Origin of the sequence: Mesorhizobium sp. M0051, from assembly GCF_040323235.1 — a bacterium.
GTDB lineage: Bacteria > Pseudomonadota > Alphaproteobacteria > Rhizobiales > Rhizobiaceae > Mesorhizobium.
In genome coordinates this window covers 252,877-274,202 of the sequence record NZ_JAMYUT010000005.1, presented here as the reverse complement: position 1 = coordinate 274,202, position 21,326 = coordinate 252,877, and the positions used below count along the sequence as shown (strand labels likewise).

The following is a 21,326-nucleotide window of genomic DNA, read 5'->3' as shown; positions in this document are numbered from 1 at the left end:
GTAGACGCCCTGGAACACTGGCTGAACGAGCGCGACATTGCCGAAGACCAATACGACAGCGGCGGCGGCATCTGACGACAGCGAGGTGCTCGAAATCTTCGAGCGGCTTGCGCTGGCGGCCGGGCGCGAGGTGATGCGCGTGTTCCATGCCGGCTGTGCGGTCGACCGCAAGTCCGATTCGTCGCCAGTGACCGAGGCGGACCGTGAGAGTGAGAAGATCATTCTCGCCGGACTGCGCGCCGCATTTCCCGACATACCTTGCGTGGCCGAAGAGGAAGCATCCGCCGGCATCGTACCGCCCAACCTGGACGGGGCCTTCTTTCTCATCGATCCGCTCGACGGCACCAAGGAATTCGTCAACCGCCGCACCGATTTCACCGTCAACATCGCGCTTGTCCGTCACGGCGTGCCGGAGGTCGGCGTCGTCTTTGCCCCCTGCACGGGCCGCTTCTTTTCGGGCCTGCCGGGCAAGGCGGAATCTCTGGAAATCAATGGCGACTTCCAGATCACAGCCCGTCGGCCGATTTCGGTGAGAACAGCCGTCGCGCCGCTGGCCGTCGTTGCCAGTCGGTCGCACAACACGCCGGAAACCGAGGCCTATATTCGCGACCTCGGCGCCGCCGAAATCGTCTCGGTCGGTTCGTCCTTGAAATTCTGTCTTGTCGCCAGCGCCGAGGCGGATGTCTATCCGCGCTTTGGTCGCACCATGGAATGGGACACGGCAGCGGGCGACGCCGTGTTGCGCGCGGCCGGCGGCATGACACGCACACTGGACGGCCAACCTTTGCTCTATGGCAAGCGCAGGCAAAGCGACGACGAGGATTTTGCCAATCCGCATTTTATTGCCAGCGGGGCAGGGGCCAGCCCCGCTTGAGAAGGCCCGGCAGCTTACTCGGCTGCGGCCTGCGCTGAATTCGATCCGATGTAGTTGCGGATCGTCTCGATGATGCGGTCCTGGTCGGCTTCGCTCAGATAGGGGTGCATCGGCAGACAGAGGATTCGCTTCGGCAGGTCTTCTGACACGGCAAGGCCGGTCGGCGTGCGCGGGTAGTCGCGGTAAGCGACCTGGGCATGCAGCGGCTTCACATAGTAGATAACAGACGGAATACCCTTTTCACCAAGATGCGCCTTCAAGCCGTCGCGCTTCGGCGTCTCGATCGCGTACTGCGCCCAGGCCGAACGGCTGCCGTCCAGATTGCGGGCGGCGGTAACGATGTCGCCAAGTCCGTCCGCATAGCGCATTGCCACCACCTGGCGGGCAACCATCTCGTCTTCGAGAATGGCCAGCTTTTCGATCAGGATTGCCGCCTGTATCGTGTCGAGCCGTGAATTGATGCCGACGCGGACATTGTCGTATTGCGTCTCGCCCTTGCCGTGGAAGGCGAAGGATCTGAGCTGCTCGGCCAGCGCATCGTCATTGGTGAACATCGCGCCGCCGTCACCATAGCAGCCAAGCGGCTTTGCCGGATAGAAGCTGGTCGAGCCGACCGCGCCGAAGGAACCGCACATCTTGCCTTCGAGCGAACCGCCCATCGACTGGGCGGCATCCTCGATCACCATCAGCCCTTCGCGGTTGGCAATCGCCATGATCGCCTCGTAGTCGGCGGCAAGGCCGAACAGATCGACGGGAATGATTGCCTTCGGCTTCAGCCGGCCTTCTTTCTTGATCATGGCGATGGCCGCCTCAAGACTGGCAATGTCGATATTGTACGTATGCGGGTCGACATCGACGAACACCGGCTCGGCCTTGGCCAGCGCCACCACTTCGGCGGTGGCGGCGAAAGTGAAGCTCGGCACGAAGACCGCGTCGCCCGGACCAACCCCGGCCGCAAATAGCGGCAACAGCAATGCATCCGTGCCGTTGGCACAGGCCACGACATGCTTGGTGCCAATATAGGCGGCGAGCTTGTTTTCGAATTCGGTGACCTGGGGGCCGAGAATATAGCGGCCCTCATCGACCACGCGGTCGATCGCGGCCTTCAGCCGGTCGCGGATTCGTTCGCGCTGCGCGCCAAGATCGATGAACTGCATGTCGGCCTCAAAAAGCGGTTTAGCCAGATAACCGGCCGCTGGTACCAGAGTTGCGCCTGCCGAGAAAGCCGGACAGGCAAAACCGCGAATTGCCCAGGTGTCGCAGTCTGTTACCCGTATTTCCCGGCATGTCTTCGCGAGATGCCGGAATTCCGGCCTTCATCAGGCACGATCCTGCCCCTGTTATCCCTGGCATCGGCCCAGCGAAACATAAAGTGATCGACGGGCTCAACCAATCTTGAGCACGTTCGGGCCGCTCAGGCGATCTCGTGCCGCCAGGGTGGATTTGCACCGGCCCGCGAGACCGTGACCGCCGCCGCCTTGGCGCCAAGCGCCAGCGCCTTGCCGATGGCATCCCGGGAAAGGCTGGCGATTGCCGTCTTCGTCAGCAGGCCTTGTTCATGAAGCGAGGCGAGGATCCCTGCATTGAACGTGTCGCCGGCGCCGACCGTGTCGACCACCTCGACCCTTTCCGGCATCACCGTGACGGCGTGCTCCTTGCTGTAGCCGACGGCGCCTTCGCTGCCATGCGTGACGACGATCAGCTTGGGACCGCGGTCCAGCCAGCTGTTGATGACATCCTCATGCGAGCCAGCTTCGCCGAACCAGTTCAAATCTTCGTCCGACAGTTTCACGATATCGGCCATTGTCATCATGGCGCGGATGCGCCTGAGGTGCTTGGCCTTGTCCGGGATGAAGTTCGGCCGGATGTTGGGATCGAGCATCATGACACGGCTTCCATGCTCGCGCCGCATGAACTCTTCATAGGCACTGCCGGCGGGCTCGGAGATCAGGCTGATGGCGCCGAACAGCATGGCTTCGATCTCGCCGCCGAGCTGCGGTAGGTCGTCGACGGTGAGCATGCGGCCAGCGGTGTTCTCGTCATAGAAGGTGTAGGTCGCCTGGCCGTTGGTGAGCTTGACGAAGGCCAATGTGGTCGGTCGTGGCGAGGTGTGTGCATAGGTGGAGCTGACCTTGCTCGCCTCCAGCGCATCCCTGAACTGACCGCCGAATAGATCCGACGACAGGCCGGAAAAGAAGCCGGCCGGCGCGCCGAGCCGACCAAGTGCGATCGCCGTGTTGAACACGGCGCCGCCGACATAAGGTGCAAAAGCCGGCTCGCCCGCCGTCGTCGTGCGCGGCAGCATGTCGATCAGGGCTTCGCCGCAGCAGAGGATCATGGCTTCCTGGTCTCCGGCGGATAGATCACGCCCTTGCGGATGATGATGTTGGCATAGAGCCGCGGCTCGCTTGTCGCGACGATGGCATACGCCGATTTGACCCGTGCATAGAAGTCGGCGCCAGCCAGTGCAACCACCTTGCGGCCCGGAGCGCGTTTGGCGCAGGTTGCCTCGATCTCCCGGTGGACAGGATCGGCAAGCGAGGGATCGCCTTTGACGGAGGCACGAAACAGCGCCTCCGGCACAAGGTCATCGACAGGCAAGATGCTCAATATCGCGTCGAGCACAGGAATAAGATCGTGACCGTCGGCCCGCACCAGCCGGGTCGCCTGTTGCTCGGCCGGATAATTTCCGTCGACAAGGGCGATTTCGTCGCCATGGCCCATGCCGCGCAAGATCGCGAGAAGCTCCGGACCGAGCAGCGCCGGGATTCCGATCAACATCAGGCGCTCCTGGAAATCGTCGTCGAGCCAATCAGGAAGCGTTCGGAAAGTGGCAGGCTGGCGCCGCCGAGCGCCCTGGCATGAATGCCGACGGTTCCCTCGCGAACGGCGGGCAGCTTCAAGCCTTCGCCGTCGATCGTGGCGATGGCCGCGATGATGGCATCGACCAGCCGGCGGCGCACGGCCTTCGGCATCCATCCGTCGATGACTGCCGCTTCGAAATCGATGACCGAGGACGCGGCGACGATCGCGTAGGCGAGCGCTCGCGAAGCACTGGCGATCCAGTCCTCGAGTTCGGCGCCGATCTCGCCCCAGTCTTCCGGCGACGTCCACAGATGCGAGGCCTCGACGCCGCGCGCATTGAGCGCCTTTTCGAGCATGGCGATGGACGCCACGTCGATCAATTGTGTCGGCTTGCCGTCCGGCCCTGGTACGGGCATCGAACCGAGTGCGCCGGCATTGCCGGTCGGGCCGCCAAACAGCCGGCCATTCAGCACGATGCCGCCACCGGCAAAGGCGCCGATATAGAAGTAGACGAAGTCACGCGCAGCGCTCGCCTGACCGAAGACGAGTTCTGCGCCGCAGGCTGAAGTAGCGTCGTTCTGCAGGTAGACTGGAAAATCGCATTGCGCCTGGATGTCGCCCCTGATGTCGCGATGACGCCATTCGTCCATGACGTCGCGCGGGGCGCCGGCGGTATCGGCCCAGTTCCACAATTCGAACGGCATGGCGATGCCGAGCCCAGCGATACGCTTGTCCTGTGCGGGCGTCAGTTCGCCACGCATCTGCCGCATGCCGTTGCTCACGAAGTCCACCGTCTCGCGTGGCGCCGGGTAGCGGTATGAATGCTGCAGCATCGAGCGCACATTGCCGAGAAAGTCGATCAGCACGAGTTCGGCGCTGCGCCGCCCGATCTTCAGGCCGATGAAGAAAGCGCCTTCGGGATTGAGCGCCATCGGGATGGAGGGCTGGCCGATCTTGCCGCGCAACGGCGCCTGGCGCAGCAGAAGGTTTTCTTCCTCCAGTTCGCGCATGATGACCGAAACCGTCTGCGCCGAAAGTCCGGTCATGCGGGCGATGTCGGATTTCGCCAGGCTGCCATGCTGACGCACCAGCGAGAGCACCAACCGCTCGTTGTGGTCGCGCATGCCACTTTGGTTGGTGCCGCGGTGAATGAGGCTGTCATTCATCTCGGGCGAACCGTGCCTCGCAATGGCGGTTTCCACCCTGTTCCTCCCGTCGTTTCCCTTCAAGGCTTTTCGGGCCAGAATGGGTGAACGAAGCAAGACTGTCAATAATAAATAAGAGTGATTTAATTATTGACAGAAGCCTCGGGCTGGTGTCTGTTGAGACAGCGTCCACGCTGGGAGAATTTCGTTGGATGCGCCGCAGGTGCCGGTTGGCCGGCATCCGGAATGGTTCCACTGGGAGGAAGATCGTGACCAATACAAAACTGTTGAAATCGACCGTGTTTGCCGCCGCGGCTCTGAGCCTGATGGCGTTTGCCTCGTCCGCATCCGCGGCCGGTGTCGGTGCCTGCCTGATCACAAAGACCGACACCAATCCCTTCTTCGTCAAGATGAAGGAAGGCGCCACGGCGAAGGCCAAGGAACTCGGCGTCGACCTCAAGACCTACGCCGGCAAGATCGACGGCGACAGCGAGAGCCAGGTCGCGGCGATCGAAAGCTGCATCGCCGACGGCGCCAAGGGTATCCTGATCACGGCATCCGACACCAAGGGCATCGTGCCAACCGTGAAGAAGGCGCGTGACGCAGGTCTGCTGGTAATTGCACTCGACACGCCGCTCGATCCGATCGACGCTGCCGACGCGACTTTTGCAACGGACAATCTCGAAGCCGGTAAGCTGATCGGCGCCTGGGCCGCCGCTACACTCGGCGACAAGGCCAAGGACGCCAAGATCGGCTTCCTCGACCTGACCCCCTCGCAGCCGACCGTCGATGTGCTGCGCGACCAGGGCTTCATGATGGGCTACGGCATCGACGTGAAGGATCCCAACAAGATCGGCGATGAGGACGATGCGCGCATCGTCGGCCACGACGTCACCAACGGCAACGAGGAGGGTGGCCGCAAGGCGATGGAGAACCTTCTGCAGAAGGACAACACCATCAACGTGATCCACACCATCAACGAGCCCGCAGCTGTCGGCGCCTACCAGGCGCTCAAGGCCGTCGGCCTTGAAAGCCAGGTGCTGATCGTTTCCGTCGATGGCGGCTGCCCCGGCGTGAAGTCGGTGGCCGAAGGTGTCATCGGTGCCACGTCGCAGCAATATCCGCTGCAGATGGCGGCACTTGGCATCGAGGCGATCGCAGCTTTCGCCAAGGACGGAACCAAGCCGAAGCCGACCGAAGGCAAGAATTTCTTCGACACCGGCGTCAACCTGGTGACCGACAAGCCGGCCACCGGCGTGAAGTCCATAGACACCAAGGAAGGCCTCGCCAAGTGCTGGGGCTGATGCCGGTCTGACCGGCAACAACCGAACCTGAGCGGTCGGGGCTTGATCCCCGGCCGCTTCGGGTGGACGATGGTCGCGTGACCGCGAACAATCCCGGCAGCAGACCGGATAAGCGTGGACGGGCGTCGGCGTTTGGCTGCAGCCCCACGGGGAGGAAATATGGCTCAAGCTCAAGAATTCGAGAAAGTTCTCTCGGGCAGCGACACCAGCGTAGCCGCTTTTGACGAGCACAAATCGGCCGTCAAGCGCATCCAGCATTTCCTGCATTCGACTCCGGCCGCAGTGCCGTTGATCGTGCTGGTTCTGGCAATCATCGTCTTCGGCATCACCATCGGAGGGCGGTTCTTTTCGTCCTACACGCTGACGCTGATCCTGCAGCAGATTGCCATCGTCGGCATTCTCGGCGCCGCGCAGACGCTGGTCATCCTGACCGCCGGCATCGACCTGTCGATTGGCGTCATCATGGTGATTTCAGCGGTGATCATCGGCAATTGCGCGGTCAGTTACGGTATGCCCAGTGTGCTCGCCGTGGCGATCGGGCTTGCCGCCGGCGCGGCCTGCGGGCTGCTCAACGGGCTGCTGGTTGCCTACATGAAGCTGCCGCCCTTCATCGTGACGCTTGGCACCTGGAACATCGTCATGGCCACGAATTTCATCTATTCGGCCAATGAGACGATCCGCGACACCGACGTCGACAACCAGGCACCGCTGCTGCATCTGTTCGCCCTTAGCTTTAAGGTTGGGACCGCGGTGCTGACGCTCGGGGTCATTGCGACAGTCTTGCTTGTGATGATCCTCTGGTACGTGCTCAATCACACGGCATGGGGCCGCCATGTCTACGCCGTCGGCGACGACCAGGAAGCGGCGAAGCTGTCGGGTATCCAGACCAAGAAGGTGCTGGTGACGGTCTACACCCTTGCCGGGTTGATCGCAGCTTTCGCGGCCTGGGTCTCGATCGGCCGCAACGGGTCGATCTCGCCGTCCGCCGCCGTTACCGACTACAATCTGCAGGCGATCACCGCGACGGTGATCGGCGGTATTTCTCTGTTCGGCGGACGCGGCTCGATCCTGGGCACGCTGTTTGGCGCGATGATCGTCGGCGTCGTCTCCATGGGCCTCAACATGCTGGGCGCCGATCCGCAATGGAAAGTGCTGCTCACCGGTGTGCTGATCATCGGCGCCGTGGCTGTCGACCAATGGATCAGAAAGGTTTCGGCATGACCATGACTCAGGAACCCATCCTCACCGCTCGTGGCCTGATCAAACGCTATGGCCGCGTCACCGCTCTCGACAATGCGGACTTCGACCTCTACCCAGGCGAAATCCTCGCCGTCATAGGCGACAATGGTGCCGGCAAGTCGTCGCTCATCAAGGCGATTTCCGGCGCGGCCGTGCCCGACGAAGGGGAGATTCGGCTTGAAGGCAAACCCGTCGCCTTCAAATCGCCGATGGAGGCCCGCGAAGCCGGCATCGAGACCGTCTATCAGAATCTGGCGCTGTCGCCGGCGCTGTCGATCGCCGACAATATGTTCCTTGGCCGCGAGATCCGCAAACCGGGTTTTCTGGGCGACTGGCTTCGTATGCTCGACCGTCCGGCGATGGAAAAGCGCGCCCGCGACAAGCTCACCGAACTTGGCCTGATGACGATCCAGAACATCTCCCAGGCGGTGGAAACGCTCTCAGGCGGCCAGCGCCAAGGCGTGGCGGTGGCGCGCGCCGCCGCATTCGGCAGTCGTGTGGTGATCATGGATGAACCGACGGCAGCCCTTGGCGTCAAGGAGAGCCGCCGCGTGCTCGAACTGATCCTCGACGTCAAGAAGCGCGGCCTGCCGATCGTGCTCATCTCGCACAACATGCCGCATGTCTTCGAAGTGGCCGACCGCATTCACATCCACCGGCTTGGCCGTCGCCTCTGCGTCATCGATCCCAAGCAATATACGATGTCCGATGCCGTGGCTTTCATGACCGGTGCAAAGGTTCCGCCCGAGGCAGCGCTCGCGGCTTGAGGCATATGGGCAAAGTGCGTAGCGGTTTGGGACAACGACAGGCACGGAACAAAATTTTGAAGCGCGACGCGCAGATCGTCTGAGCGCGCCGCGCTTCAATGGCCAAATTGCCGCAGGGTAAGCCGGACCAGGCTCACCTAAATCGATTGAGTATGTAGCGGTATCGGCTAGCATGGCTGGGAGGAACGATGAAAGCCGGTATGATCATGGCAACCGCACGAGAGGCAGCATGACGAGCGCGATGACATCCGAACCCCTCCCGCCACTGCTCGAAAATCCTGATCCAGAGACGCTCGCCGCGGAAGTCTTGATGGCCCTCAAATATCGGGTCGGCAAGGACACCACGGTCGCGACCCAATACGACTGGCTGACCGCCTCGATCAAGGTCGTGCGCGACCGCATCGTCGACCGCTGGATGCAGGCGACGAAGGAGGCCTATGACCAGAAGGAAAAGCGCGTCTATTATCTGTCGCTGGAGTTCCTCATCGGTCGGCTGATGCGCGATGCCTTCTCCAATCTCGGTCTGATGGACAATATGCGCGAGGCGTTGTCGTCGCTGGGCGTCGATCTCGATCTCATCGCCGCTCTCGAGCCGGATGCGGCACTCGGCAATGGCGGCCTCGGCCGGCTTGCCGCCTGCTTCATGGAAAGCATGGCGACCGTCGACATCCCCGCGCATGGCTACGGCATTCGTTACGCCAACGGCATGTTCCGCCAGGAGATTCACGACGGCTGGCAGGTCGAATTGCCCGAAACCTGGCTCGATCACGGCAACCCGTGGGAGTTCGAACGCCGCGAACGCTCGTTCGAGGTCGGGTTCGGTGGTTCGGTGGAATCGATCACCTCGAAGGATGGCCGACTCGATCGCCATGTCTGGAAGCCGACCGAGCATGTGCTGGCCGTCGCCTATGATACGCCCGTGGTCGGCTGGCGGGCCAATCGCGTCAACACCCTGCGGCTCTGGTCGGGCATGCCGGTCGATCCGATCCTGCTCGACAAATTCAATGCCGGCGACCATATCGGCGCGCTTGCCGAAAGCAACAAGGCCGATGCCTTGTCGCGCGTTCTCTATCCCGCCGATTCCCACAAGGCCGGGCAGGAACTGCGGCTCAGACAGGAGTACTTTTTCTCCACCGCCTCGCTGCAGGACATCGTCCAGCGGCATCTCAGCCAGTATGGCGACCTGAAATCGCTGCCCGACAAGGCTGCGATCCACCTCAACGACACCCACCCGGCCATCGCTGTGCCTGAACTGATGCGCCTGTTGATGGATGTCCACGGCATGGATTTCGATCAGGCCTGGGATACCACCAAGCGCACCTTCGGCTACACCAACCACACGCTGCTGCCCGAGGCGCTGGAAAGCTGGCCGGTGCCGCTGTTCGAGCGGCTTTTGCCGCGCCACATGCAGATCGTCTACGCCATCAATGCCGAAGTGCTGCTTGAGGCGCGCGCGTCCAACCAGTTCTCGGACGAGCAGATCAGCCGCATCTCGCTGATCCAGGAAAATGGCGACCGCCGGGTGCGCATGGGCAATCTGGCCTTTGTCGGCTCGCATTCGATCAATGGCGTTTCGGCTCTGCACACCGACCTGATGAAGGAGACGGTGTTTGCCGACCTGCACAAGCTCTACCCCGATCGCATCAACAACAAGACCAACGGCATCACGCCCCGGCGCTGGCTGATCCAGTGCAACCCCGGCCTGACGTCGCTCGCCCGCGAGGCGATCGGCGATCGCTTTCTCGACGACATCGACGCCATCAAGGATCTCGATGGCTTCGCCGGCGACGCCGCGTTTCGCGACAAGTTCGCCGCCGTCAAGCGCTCCAACAAGGCGCGGCTGGCCAACCTCGTCGCCGACCGTCTCGGCATCAAGGTCGACCCCTCGGCGCTGTTCGATATCCAGATCAAGCGCATTCACGAATACAAGCGCCAGCTCCTGAACATCCTCGAGGCGATCGCGCTTTACGATCAGATCCGCTCGCATCCCGAGCGTGACTGGATGCCGCGCGTGAAATTCTTCGGCGGCAAGGCGGCGCCCAGCTATCACAATGCCAAGCTGATCATCAAACTCGCCAACGACGTCGCCAAGGTCATCAACCGCGACCCGGCGGTGCGCGGCTTGCTGAAGGTGGTGTTCGTGCCGAACTATAATGTCAGCCTGGCCGAGATCATGATGCCGGCTGCCGACTTGTCGGAGCAGATCTCGACCGCCGGCATGGAAGCGTCCGGCACTGGCAACATGAAGTTCGCCCTGAACGGCGCGTTGACCATCGGCACGCTCGACGGCGCCAATGTCGAGATCAAGGAGTGCGTCGGCGACGACAATATCTTCATCTTCGGCCTGACCACCGCCGAGGTCGCAGAGCGGCGAAACAACGGCTACAACCCGCGCGCTGTCATCGAAGGATCATCCGAGCTGGCGCAAGCAGTTGCGGCTGTTTCGTCAGGTGTCTTTTCGCCGGACGATCCAGAGCGTTACCGCGACCTTATCGACGGTCTCTACAGCAGCGACTGGTTCATGGTTGCTGCCGATTTCGATGCCTATGCCGCCGCCCAGCGCGAGGTCGATGCAGTCTGGCGCAACAGTCCCGACTGGTACGCCCGGGCAATCCGCAACGTTGCGCGTGTCGGCTGGTTCTCCTCCGATCGCACCATCCGTCAATATGCGAAAGAAATCTGGAACGTGCCTGTCTGATGTGATTGCATGAGGCTGCGAACGAGGTGGTCCTGGGGTGTGAATTCGACCGTCGAATTCACACCCCAAACGAACGCTTGGTGCCTGGGAGGGACACTGCCTAATGAAGAAGCCGCGCGCGACCGCAGCGACAAGCGGGCCGGACGGACTGGCGCCAGCCAGCGATGTTGCGGCGATTGTTGCCGGCACGCATGGTGACCCCTTCGCGGTTCTTGGCGTCCATGAGGTCGGCAAGAACCTGTTTGCCCGCTGCTTTGTGCCACATGCCGAATTCGTCACCGCCTACACGCTGACCGGCATCATCGCGGGTGAACTGTCCAGGCGCGACGATGGCGGCTTTTTCGAAGGCAAGCTCTCGATCAAGAAGCGCCAGCCCCTGCGCTATCACGCGCGCAATGACGGCGGCGACTGGTGGCTGACAGATCCCTATTCGTTCGGTCCGGTGCTTGGCCCGATGGACGATTACTACATCGCCCAAGGCTCGCACCTAAGATTGTTCGACAAGCTCGGCGCCCATGTCATCGACCACGAAGGCGCTTCCGGCGTGCATTTCGCCGTCTGGGCTCCCAATGCCCGACGCGTCTCGGTGGTCGGTGATTTCAACGAATGGGACGGTCGCCGGCACACGATGCGCGATCGACGCGACACCGGCATCTGGGAGCTGTTCGTACCCGACATCGGTGCCGGACGACCCTACAAGTACGAGATCATCGGCCCTGACGGCGTAAGGCTGCCGCTGAAGGCGGACCCGTTCGCCTTCAAATCCGAATTGCGGCCGGCCACCGCTTCGGTCGTGGCCGTGCCACCGGCGCATGAGTGGGGGGATGAGGCGCATCGCAACTTCTGGCGCAATGCCGATCACCGGCGCGAAGCGATCTCGATCTATGAGGTTCATGCCGGTTCCTGGCAGCTTCGCGACGACGGTACGTTCCTGTCATGGGACGAGTTGGCCGACCGGCTGATCCCCTATGTAGTCGAGACCGGCTTCACCCATATCGAATTCATGCCGATCTCCGAACACCCTTATGACCCATCCTGGGGCTATCAGACGACCGGCCTCTACGCACCGTCGGCCCGCTTCGGCGACCCGGACGGCTTTGCTCGTTTCGTCGATGGCGCCCACCGCGCCGGCGTCGGTGTCATCCTCGACTGGGTACCAGCGCATTTCCCGGTCGATGCGCATGGCTTGGCCAATTTCGATGGCACCGCGCTTTATGAGCATGCCGATCCGCGCAAGGGTTTTCATCCCGACTGGAACACCGCGATCTATAATTTCGGCCGCCGCGAAGTGGTGTCCTTCCTCGTCAACAACGCTTTGTTCTGGGCCGAAAAATACCATGTCGACGGTTTGCGCGTCGATGCGGTCGCCTCGATGCTCTACCTCGACTATTCGCGCAAGGCCGGCGAATGGATCCCCAACGAGAAGGGCGGCCGCGAAAACCTCGAGGCGGTCAGCTTCCTGCAGAAGATGAACAAGGAGGTCTATGGCCACCATCCCGGCGTCATGACCATCGCCGAGGAATCGACCTCATGGCCGAAGGTCTCGGCGCCGGTGCACGAGGGCGGCCTAGGCTTCGGCTTCAAGTGGAACATGGGCTTCATGCACGACACGCTGGAGTACTTCTCCAAGGAGCCGATCTTCCGCAAGCACCACCACAATGACCTCACCTTCGGCCTGACCTACGCCTTCTCGGAGAACTTCATGCTGCCGCTCTCGCATGACGAGGTCGTGCATGGCAAAGGCACGCTGCTTGCCAAGATGGCCGGCGACGACTGGCAGAAATTCGCGACTTTGCGCGCCTACTACGCCTTCATGTGGGGTTATCCCGGCAAGAAGCTGCTGTTCATGGGGCAGGAGTTCGCGCAGCGCCGCGAATGGAGCGAAGCGCGCGCGCTCGACTGGAACCTGCTCGAATTCCGGCCGCATCGCGGCGTCTGGCAGACGGTGCGCGATCTCAACTATCTTTACCGTTCGCGCCCGGCGCTGCACGGGCGCGACTGCGAACCGGAAGGGTTTTCCTGGCTGATCGTCGACGACAGCCAGAATTCGGTTTTCGCCTGGCTGCGCAGCGCACCGGGGGGCAGCCCTGTGGCCGTCATTTCCAATTTCACGCCTGTGCCGCGCGACAACTATCGCGTGCCGTTGCCGACGGCCGGCAAATGGCGCGAAATCATCAACACCGACGCTTCGGAATATGGCGGTTCCGGCAAGGGCAATGGCGGCACGGTCGAGGCCCGGGCGGAGGGCGGAAGCATCTCTGCCACGATGCTTTTGCCGCCGCTGTCGACGATCATGCTTGAACCCGTGGTCGACTGAGCCATGTCGAGGTCGAGTAAGTCGAGACTGAGTAACTTGGGAGGGTAGAAATGGCAGACTTGAAACGGACCCAGCCGCTGGCGCGCGATGCCATGGCCTATGTATTGGCCGGCGGCCGTGGCAGCCGCCTCAAGGAACTGACTGACCGGCGCGCCAAGCCGGCCGTCTATTTCGGCGGTAAGACGCGCATCATCGACTTCGCGCTTTCCAACGCGCTCAACTCCGGCATTCGCCGCCTTGGCGTCGCCACCCAGTACAAGGCGCATTCGCTGATCCGCCATCTGCAACGTGGCTGGAACTTCCTGCGGCCCGAGCGAAACGAGAGTTTCGACATCCTGCCGGCCAGCCAGCGCGTCTCGGAAACGCAGTGGTATGAGGGCACGGCCGACGCAGTCTATCAGAACATCGACATCATCGAGGCCTACGGCCCCGAATACATGGTGGTCCTGGCTGGCGACCACATCTACAAGATGGACTACGAACTGATGCTTCGCCAGCATGTCGACGCCAATGCCGATGTCACCGTCGGGTGCCTCGAAGTGCCGCGCATGGAAGCCACCGGTTTCGGCGTCATGCATGTCGACGGCAAGGACAACATCATTGCTTTCGTCGAAAAGCCCGCCGACCCGCCCGGCATTCCCGACAAGCCGGAATTCGCTCTGGCCTCGATGGGCATCTATGTCTTCAAGACCAAGTTCCTGATGGAGCAGTTGCGCCGCGACGCGGCCGAGCCGGGCTCCAGCCGCGATTTCGGCAAGGACATCATCCCCTATATCGTCCAGCACGGTAAGGCGATTGCCCACCGCTTCGCCAAGTCCTGCGTCCGCTCGACCGCCGAGAACGAGGCCTATTGGCGCGATGTCGGAACCGTCGATGCCTATTGGGAAGCCAATATCGACCTGACTGATATCACGCCGGAGCTCGATCTCTACGACCGCGACTGGCCGATCTGGACTTATGCCGAATTGAAGCCGCCGGCAAAGTTCGTGCATGATGAGGATGGCCGCCGGGGTTCGGCCGTGTCCTCGCTGGTATCGGGCGATTGCATCGTCTCGGGGGCCTCGCTGAAACGAAGCCTGATCTTCACCGGTGCGCGCATCAATTCCTATTCGACGCTGGAAGAAGTCGTCATGCTGCCTGACGTTCATGTCGGCCGGAACGCAAAGTTGAAGCGCGTGGTCATCGACCACGGTGTTAGGATACCGGAAGGGCTGGTAGTCGGCGAGGATCCCGTTCTCGATGCCAAGCGCTTTAGGGTCTCGGAAAAGGGCATTTGCCTGGTCACTCAGGACATGATCGACAAGTTAGGGCTCTAGTGCATGCAGGTTCTGTCGGTCACGCCTGAGATTTTCCCGCTGATCAAGACCGGTGGACTTGCCGACGTGACCGGCGCGCTGCCCATCGCGCTGGCGACCAAGGGCGTGACCATGCGCACGCTCATTCCCGGTTTCCCCACCGTCATGGCCGCCTTCAAGAAGAGGAAGGCGGTTCTGCAATATCCCTTGCTGCAGGGTGGCAGGGCCTCCGTCCATTCCGTCCAACTCGCCGGGCTCGAGCTGTTCGTGCTAGACGCGCCGCATCTGTTCGATCGTCCCGGCGGTCCCTATGGCAATGCGACCGGCGTCGACTGGCCCGACAATTGGCGGCGCTTCGCGGCGCTGAGCCAGGTCGGCGGCGACATCGCCAGTGGCGCCATCTCGGGCTACCAGCCCGACATCGTCCATGCCCATGACTGGCAGTCTGCGATGGCCCTGGCCTACATGCGCTACGGCAGGGCGGTCGGCGTGCCCTCGATGCTAACCGTCCACAATCTCGCCTTCCAGGGCCAGTTCGGCGCAGGCATCTTCGGCGAGCTCGGCTTGCCGGCGGCGGCGATGGCGCTCGACGGCGTCGAATATTACGGTGGCGTCGGCTTCCTCAAAGCCGGCCTGCAGGCGGCCTGGGCAATCACCACGGTCAGTCCAACCTATGCGCAGGAGATTCGCTCGGCGGAATTCGGCATGGGTCTCGACGGCCTCATCAACATGCGCTCCAGCGATCTCCATGGCATCGTCAACGGCATCGACACCGGGATATGGGATCCCGAAACCGACAAGCATCTGGTGTCCACCTATACGGCCAGTACGCTGAAGGCGCGCGCCCCCAACAGGGCGGCCGTCGAAGATCGCTTCAGCCTTGAGCGCGACGACAGTCCGATCGTCTGCGTCGTCAGCCGCCTGACCTGGCAAAAGGGCATGGACATCTTGGCGACAGCCGTCGATGGCGTCGTTGCGACTGGCGCGCGCCTGGCGATCCTGGGCTCCGGCGACGCTGGTCTTGAAGGCACCCTGCTTGCCGCGGCCGCCAGGCATCGCGGCCGTATCGGGGTCGTGGTCGGCTATGACGAGGGACTGTCGCACATCATGCAAGGCGGCTGCGACGCCATAGTCATTCCCTCGCGCTTCGAACCCTGCGGGCTGACACAGCTTTACGGACTGCGCTATGGCTGCGTTCCGGTGGTCGCCCGCACTGGCGGCCTGGCCGATACGGTCATCGACGCCAACGAGGCCGCCATTTCAGCTGGTGTGGCCACCGGCTTCCAGTTCGCGCCCAACAATGGCGGTGCCTTGCTGCACGCCATCCGCCGCCTCGTCGACGCCCATGCCAGTCCGGTGGTCTGGGAATCGTTGCAGCGCCAAGGCATGAAAGCCGATGTGTCGTGGGACAAGAGCGCGGAAAAATATTTTGAACTCTATCGCTCGCTGCTTTCGAAAAGGGTTTCTTGAAGCATGATACGGACCGTCCCCACCAAACCCTATTCCGATCAGAAGCCCGGCACGTCGGGCCTGCGCAAGAAGGTGCCGGTGTTTCAGCAGGAGCACTATGCCGAGAACTTCATCCAGTCGATCTTCGACGCGCTCGATGGTTTCAAGGGCAAGACCCTGGTGATCGGCGGCGATGGCCGCTTCTACAACCGCGAGGTCATCCAGAAGGCAATCGCCATGGCGGCGGCCAACGGCTTCGGCAAGGTGATGGTCGGGCAGGGCGGCATCCTGTCGACGCCGGCCGCTTCGCATATCATCCGCAAATACAAGACCTTCGGCGGCATCATCCTGTCGGCCAGCCACAATCCGGGCGGCCCGCACGAGGATTTCGGCATCAAGTACAATGCCGGCAATGGCGGCCCGGCGCCTGAAAAGCTGACCGACGCGATGTTCGCCAAGACCAAGGCGATCTCGAGCTTCAAAACCGCCGACATCGACCCGATCGACATCGACACGATCGGCACGGTCAAGGTCGCCGGCATGACGGTCGAGATCATCGATCCGGTCGCCGACTATGCCGAGCTGATGGAAAGCCTGTTCGATTTCGACGCATTGCGCAAACTGTTCAAGTCCGGCTTCCGCATGCGCTTCGACGCCATGCATGCCGTGACCGGTCCCTATGCCAAGGAAATCCTGGAAAACCGGCTGGGTGCGCCCAACGGCACCTGCCGCAACTTCAAGCCGTTGCCGGATTTCGGCGGCCATCACCCGGACCCGAACCTCGTCCATGCCAAACACCTCTATGACGAGATGATGGGGCCGGACGCACCGGATTTCGGCGCCGCCTCGGACGGCGACGGCGACCGCAATCTGATCATCGGCAAGGGCATTTTCGTCACCCCGTCGGATTCCGTCGCCATGCTCGCCGCCAACGCCCGCCTGGCGCCTGGCTACAAGGCTGGTTTGAAAGGCATTGCCCGCTCGATGCCGACCAGTGGTGCTGCCGACCGCGTTGCTGAAAAACTCGGCATCGGCATCTACGAGACGCCGACCGGCTGGAAGTTCTTCGGCAATCTGCTCGACGCAGACATGGCGACGATTTGCGGCGAGGAAAGTGCTGGCACCGGCTCCAACCATGTTCGCGAAAAGGATGGCCTGTGGGCGGTGCTGCTGTGGCTCAACATCCTTGCCGCGCGCGGCGAAAGCTGCAAGCAGATCGTCACCGAGCACTGGGCAACCTACGGCCGCAATTACTATTCGCGGCATGACTATGAAGAGGTCGAGAGCGACCGTGCCAACGCGCTGGTCGACGAACTCCGCGCCAGGCTCGGCGCGTTGCCGGGCACCAGCGTGCGAGGCATGACAGTCGCCAGTGCCGACGATTTTGCCTATCACGATCCGGTCGATGGTTCGACCAGCGAGCATCAGGGCATCAGGGTTATGTTCGAAGGCGGTTCGCGCGTCGTCTTCCGGTTGTCCGGCACCGGCACGTCGGGCGCGACGTTGCGCGTTTATATCGAGCGCTATGAGCCGGACAAGTCGAGACACGATCTCGACACGCAGGCCGCACTTGCCGATCTGATTGCCGCGGCCGATGATATTGCCGGGATCAAGAGTCACACCGGTCGCAACAAGCCGAGCGTGATCACTTGACGGTGGCGGTGGCTTCACCCTCCCCCTTGTGGGGAGGGTCGATCCGCGTTGCGCATCGGGGTGGGGGTGCTCATAAAGCGCTTTTCCTGCGCCGCCCCCCACCCCGCTCACTTCGTTCGCGACCCTCCCCACAAGGGGGAGGGTGGAGGACGCGCTTGTGAGCCAGCTCGGCGCTACCGTCACCCGCGACGGCATCCGCTTTGCCGCCTGGTCGCAGGCCGCCAGACGGCTCTGGGTCTCGATCTTCAACGAGCAGGGCAACCGGGAACTCGAACGGCTCGAGCTTCGGCCGGAAGGCGAGGGCGTCCATGCGCTGTTTGTTGCGGGTCTTGGCCCCGGCACCCGCTACGGCTTTCGCGCCGATGGCGACTACGCGCCGGAGCGCGGGCTGTGGTTCGACCCCGCCAAGCTCCTGACCGACCCTTACGCCGTCGAGATCGACAGGTCTTACGCCTATGACTGGCGGCTGGCCCAGCGTCGCGGCGAGGGCGCCGATACCGCGCCGCTGATGCCGAAGGCGATTGCGGTTGCCTTGCCGAAGTCGGTGCAGGCTGCGCCGCCACTCTTTGAGCCCGGTGATCTGATCTACGAAGTGCCGGTGCGCGCCTTCACGATGCTGCACCCAGACGTTCCGGAAAAATTGCGCGGTACGGTCGCGGCGTTGGCTCACCCCGCGATAATCGAGCACCTAAAAAAACTCGGCGTTGGCGCGGTCGAACTGATGCCGGTGACGGCATCGATCGATGAGCGGCATTTGCCGTCGCTCGGGCTGCGCAACGCCTGGGGCTACAATCCCGTCACGTTCATGGCGCTCGATCCACGCCTGGCGCCGGGCGGCATCATGGAATTGCGAAACACCGTCGCCGTGCTGCGCCGGGCTGGCATCGGCGTCATCCTTGATCTCGTCTTCAACCATACCGGCGAGAGCGACAGGCTCGGGCCCACGCTGTCGCTGCGCGGTCTCGATAACCAGGCCTATTATCGGCATACATCTGACGGCAGGCTGGCCAACGATACCGGCACCGGCAACACCGTCGCTTGCGATCATCCGGTCGTCAGGGAAATGGTCCTCGACACGCTTCGCCACTTTGTCCGGGATACCGGCGTCGATGGTTTCCGCTTCGACCTGGCGCCCATTCTGGGCCGTGTCGAAGGAACATTCGATGCCGAGGCGCCGCTGCTGAAGGCGATGCGCGAAGATGTGCTCCTAGCCGAGCGCGTATTGATCGCCGAGCCCTGGGATATCGGCCTGGATGGCTATCAGCTCGGCAATTTTCCGCCTTCCTTCCTTGAATGGAACGATAAGTACCGCGACGATATCAGGCGCTTCTGGCGCGGCGACGCCGGCATGGTCGGCGCCCTGGCTACCCGGCTGGCCGGTTCGTCCGATGTGTTTGTCGCGAAGGGACGAAACGGCAGCCGCTCGGTCAATTTCATCGCCGCCCATGACGGCATGACGCTCGCCGACATCGTGCGCTACGAGCGCAAGCACAACGAGGCCAATGGCGAGCAGAATCGCGACGGCCACAACGAGAACTTGTCCTGGAACAACGGCGTCGAAGGGGATGCGGACGACCCGGCTGTGGCAGCGGCTCGCCTGAACGACCAGCGCGCGCTGCTCGCCACACTGTTTGCCTCGCGCGGCACCATCTTGCTGACGGCTGGCGACGAATTCGGCCGCACCCAGCAGGGCAACAACAACGCTTATGCGCAGGATAACGAGATCACCTGGCTCGACTGGGCCGGCCGCGACCAGGCTCTGGATCGCTACACGGCGCTGCTCTCGACGTTGCGCCGCGCGACATCAGTGCTTTCCGACACAGCCTTCCTCACTGGCGAGCCACCGGCAGGCTCGAAGATGCCGGACGTCGCTTGGCTGACCGAGACGGGCGTGCCGCTCGATGAACAGAGCTGGCAGGATCCGCAGCGGCACCGTCTTGTCATGATCCTGGGTGGCGCCAGCGATGGCGAGGGTCGCCTTGCCGTCATCATCAACGGCGATCGCCGGGCCTGCATGGTCACGCTGCCTGAGCGTGAAGGGTTTTTCTGGACCGCCGCAGTCGAGGCAGCTGACATCTCGCGGCCGGTATCGGGGCGGACGGTGATCTTCATGATCGAACAAGCGCAGGCCGGCACAAGGGAGAAGCGCAATGGCGTCAGCTGACAAGGCCGGATGGTGGCGCGGCTGCGTCATCTACCAGATCTATCCGCGCTCGTTCCAGGACACGACCGGCGACGGCAGCGGCGATCTCGCAGGCATTACGTCGAGGCTCGCTCATGTCGCCTCGCTTGGTGTCGATGCTGTCTGGCTGTCGCCCTTCTTCAAGTCGCCGATGGCCGATATGGGCTACGACGTGTCGAACTACTGCGATGTCGATCCGATGTTCGGCACGCTTGAGGATTTCGGTGCGCTGGTTGCCGAGGCGCATCGTCTCGGCCTGAAGATCGTCATCGACCAGGTGCTGTCGCATTCATCCGACAAACACGACTGGTTCGTCGAAAGCCGCGCCAGCCGCGATAATCCCAAGGCCGACTGGTATGTCTGGGCCGACGCCAAGCCTGATGGCGGCGCGCCCAACAACTGGCTCTCTGTTTTCGGTGGCCCGGCCTGGGAATGGGATTCGACCCGCCGGCAATATTACATGCACAATTTCCTCGCCTCGCAGCCGGACCTGAATTTCCACAATCCGGAGGTTCAGGATGCGCTTCTGGAAACGGTGCGGTTCTGGCTGGAGCGCGACGTCGACGGCTTCCGGTTGGATACGGTCAACTACTATGTCCATGACCGCTGGCTGCGCAGCAATCCACCCCTGGCGTCGAGCGTCGCCGGCACCAACAGCGAGACCAACACCTACCTCTACCAGGAGCACCTGTTCGACAAGACGCAGCCGGAAAACCTGGCATTTCTCCAGCGCTTCAGGGCGCTGCTCGACGAATATGACGACCGTACCGCAGTCGGCGAAATCGGCGATGAAGGCCGCTCCCTGCAGACGCTCGCCGCCTACACCTCAGGCGGCGACAAGCTGCATATGTGCTACACTTTCGACCTGCTGGGGCCGCAGTTCTCGGCGGCGCATGTACGCGGCTGCGTCGAAGCCTTCGAGGCAAGCGTTTCCGATGGCTGGGTCTGCTGGGCGTTCTCAAACCATGACGTAGTGCGCCATGTCAGCCGCTGGACGAGGCCGGGAAGTGATCCCGACGCGGTCGCAAGATTCTCGATCATGCTGCTGTCCTGCCTGCGCGGATCGATCTGCCTCTACCAGGGCGAGGAACTTGGCCTGGAGGAGGCGGAGCTTGCTTATGGGGATCTGCGCGATCCCGTCGGCATCCGCTTCTGGCCGGGCGTCAAGGGCAGGGATGGATGTCGTACGCCGATGGTCTGGGAGGCTGGCGCCGACAATGCGGGCTTCTCGACGGCCAAGCCGTGGCTGCCCATACCGGCCAGCCATCGCGCCCGAGCGGTCGACGTGCAGAATGCAGACGCCACATCGGTGCTCACGTCCTATCGGGCCGCCCTGGCGTTGCGCAGGGAGCATGAGGCGCTGGTAACAGGCTCGATCCTCTTTATTGACGCTGAGGGTGACGTGCTCGCCTTCATCCGCGAAGGCGGCGGCGAGAGACTGCTCTGTGTCTTCAATTTCACAGGGGAGCCGGCGAATTGGCCCTTGCCTCCTGATATCGGAGCGGTCGCAAAGCTTGCCGGCGATGCAGCTGCCGTCGAGGAGACCGGGCTCTCGTTGCCTGCGCTCGGATATTTTCTTGGCCGCCTCGATTGACGTC

At 62.6% G+C, this 21,326-nt stretch carries 15 protein-coding genes; 11 read left to right on the top strand and 4 right to left on the bottom strand.

Going from position 1 to position 21,326, the window contains the following annotated elements; translation table 11 throughout:
• Window positions 1-85: 85 nt before the first annotated feature.
• On the top strand, window positions 86-874 hold the full coding sequence (gene cysQ, locus NKJ90_RS08050; protein ID WP_031260640.1) for a 3'(2'),5'-bisphosphate nucleotidase CysQ: 789 nt from the start codon (window positions 86-88) through the stop codon (window positions 872-874).
• A 14-nt stretch (window positions 875-888) separates the two neighbouring features.
• Here cysQ and NKJ90_RS08045 read toward each other — a convergent pair whose 3' ends face one another.
• From NKJ90_RS08045 to NKJ90_RS08030, 4 genes are all read right to left on the bottom strand, one after another.
• Complete coding sequence (locus NKJ90_RS08045; protein ID WP_023760539.1) at window positions 889-2,031, bottom strand: DegT/DnrJ/EryC1/StrS family aminotransferase; 1,143 nt, start codon at window positions 2,029-2,031, stop codon at window positions 889-891.
• 257 nt (window positions 2,032-2,288) lie between these two features.
• Window positions 2,289-3,212: a carbohydrate kinase family protein gene (locus tag NKJ90_RS08040; RefSeq protein WP_023760538.1), complete on the bottom strand. Its 924-nt coding sequence runs from the start codon at window positions 3,210-3,212 to the stop codon at window positions 2,289-2,291.
• Entirely contained in the window at window positions 3,209-3,655 is a 447-nt protein-coding gene (locus tag NKJ90_RS08035; RefSeq protein ID WP_023760537.1) for an RbsD/FucU family protein, read from the bottom strand. Before NKJ90_RS08035 ends, NKJ90_RS08040 begins: the two co-directional genes overlap by 4 nt.
• Window positions 3,655-4,881: an ROK family transcriptional regulator gene (locus NKJ90_RS08030; protein ID WP_023760536.1), complete on the bottom strand. Its 1,227-nt coding sequence runs from the start codon at window positions 4,879-4,881 to the stop codon at window positions 3,655-3,657. Before NKJ90_RS08030 ends, NKJ90_RS08035 begins: the two co-directional genes overlap by 1 nt.
• 269 nt (window positions 4,882-5,150) lie before the next feature.
• Here NKJ90_RS08030 and NKJ90_RS08025 point away from each other — a divergent pair, with 269 nt between their 5' ends.
• From NKJ90_RS08025 to bglA, 10 genes are all read left to right on the top strand, one after another.
• On the top strand, window positions 5,151-6,128 hold the full coding sequence (locus NKJ90_RS08025; RefSeq protein WP_502898064.1) for a sugar ABC transporter substrate-binding protein: 978 nt from the start codon (window positions 5,151-5,153) through the stop codon (window positions 6,126-6,128).
• Between the two features lie 159 nt (window positions 6,129-6,287).
• Entirely contained in the window at window positions 6,288-7,349 is a 1,062-nt protein-coding gene (locus tag NKJ90_RS08020) for an ABC transporter permease (protein WP_023760534.1), read from the top strand.
• Between the two features lie 2 nt (window positions 7,350-7,351).
• On the top strand, window positions 7,352-8,134 hold the full coding sequence (locus NKJ90_RS08015) for an ATP-binding cassette domain-containing protein (protein ID WP_023760533.1): 783 nt from the start codon (window positions 7,352-7,354) through the stop codon (window positions 8,132-8,134).
• A 229-nt stretch (window positions 8,135-8,363) separates the two neighbouring features.
• Window positions 8,364-10,832: a glycogen/starch/alpha-glucan phosphorylase gene (locus NKJ90_RS08010; protein WP_352485868.1), complete on the top strand. Its 2,469-nt coding sequence runs from the start codon at window positions 8,364-8,366 to the stop codon at window positions 10,830-10,832.
• Window positions 10,833-10,935: 103 nt separating this feature from the next.
• Window positions 10,936-13,149 carry a 1,4-alpha-glucan branching protein GlgB gene (glgB, locus tag NKJ90_RS08005; RefSeq protein WP_023760531.1) on the top strand — a complete coding sequence of 738 codons (2,214 nt, stop codon included), beginning with the start codon at window positions 10,936-10,938 and terminating at the stop codon, window positions 13,147-13,149.
• A 50-nt stretch (window positions 13,150-13,199) separates the two neighbouring features.
• The gene (glgC, locus tag NKJ90_RS08000) at window positions 13,200-14,465 is read left to right on the top strand and encodes a glucose-1-phosphate adenylyltransferase (protein WP_023760530.1); all 1,266 of its coding nucleotides are present in this window, start codon (window positions 13,200-13,202) and stop codon (window positions 14,463-14,465) included.
• Between the two features lie 3 nt (window positions 14,466-14,468).
• Window positions 14,469-15,914, top strand: coding sequence for a glycogen synthase GlgA (glgA, locus tag NKJ90_RS07995; RefSeq protein WP_352485867.1), 1,446 nt, complete (start codon window positions 14,469-14,471; stop codon window positions 15,912-15,914).
• Window positions 15,915-15,917: 3 nt separating this feature from the next.
• Complete coding sequence (locus tag NKJ90_RS07990; protein WP_023760528.1) at window positions 15,918-17,546, top strand: alpha-D-glucose phosphate-specific phosphoglucomutase; 1,629 nt, start codon at window positions 15,918-15,920, stop codon at window positions 17,544-17,546.
• Between the two features lie 157 nt (window positions 17,547-17,703).
• Window positions 17,704-19,710 (top strand): glycogen debranching protein GlgX, encoded by a 2,007-nt coding sequence (gene glgX, locus NKJ90_RS07985; RefSeq protein ID WP_023760527.1) that lies wholly within the window; start codon window positions 17,704-17,706, stop codon window positions 19,708-19,710.
• A complete protein-coding gene (bglA, locus tag NKJ90_RS07980) occupies window positions 19,697-21,322 on the top strand; it encodes a beta-galactosidase BglA (protein ID WP_023760526.1) in 1,626 nt (541 codons plus the stop codon). Before glgX ends, bglA begins: the two co-directional genes overlap by 14 nt.
• Window positions 21,323-21,326: the final 4 nt, after the last annotated feature.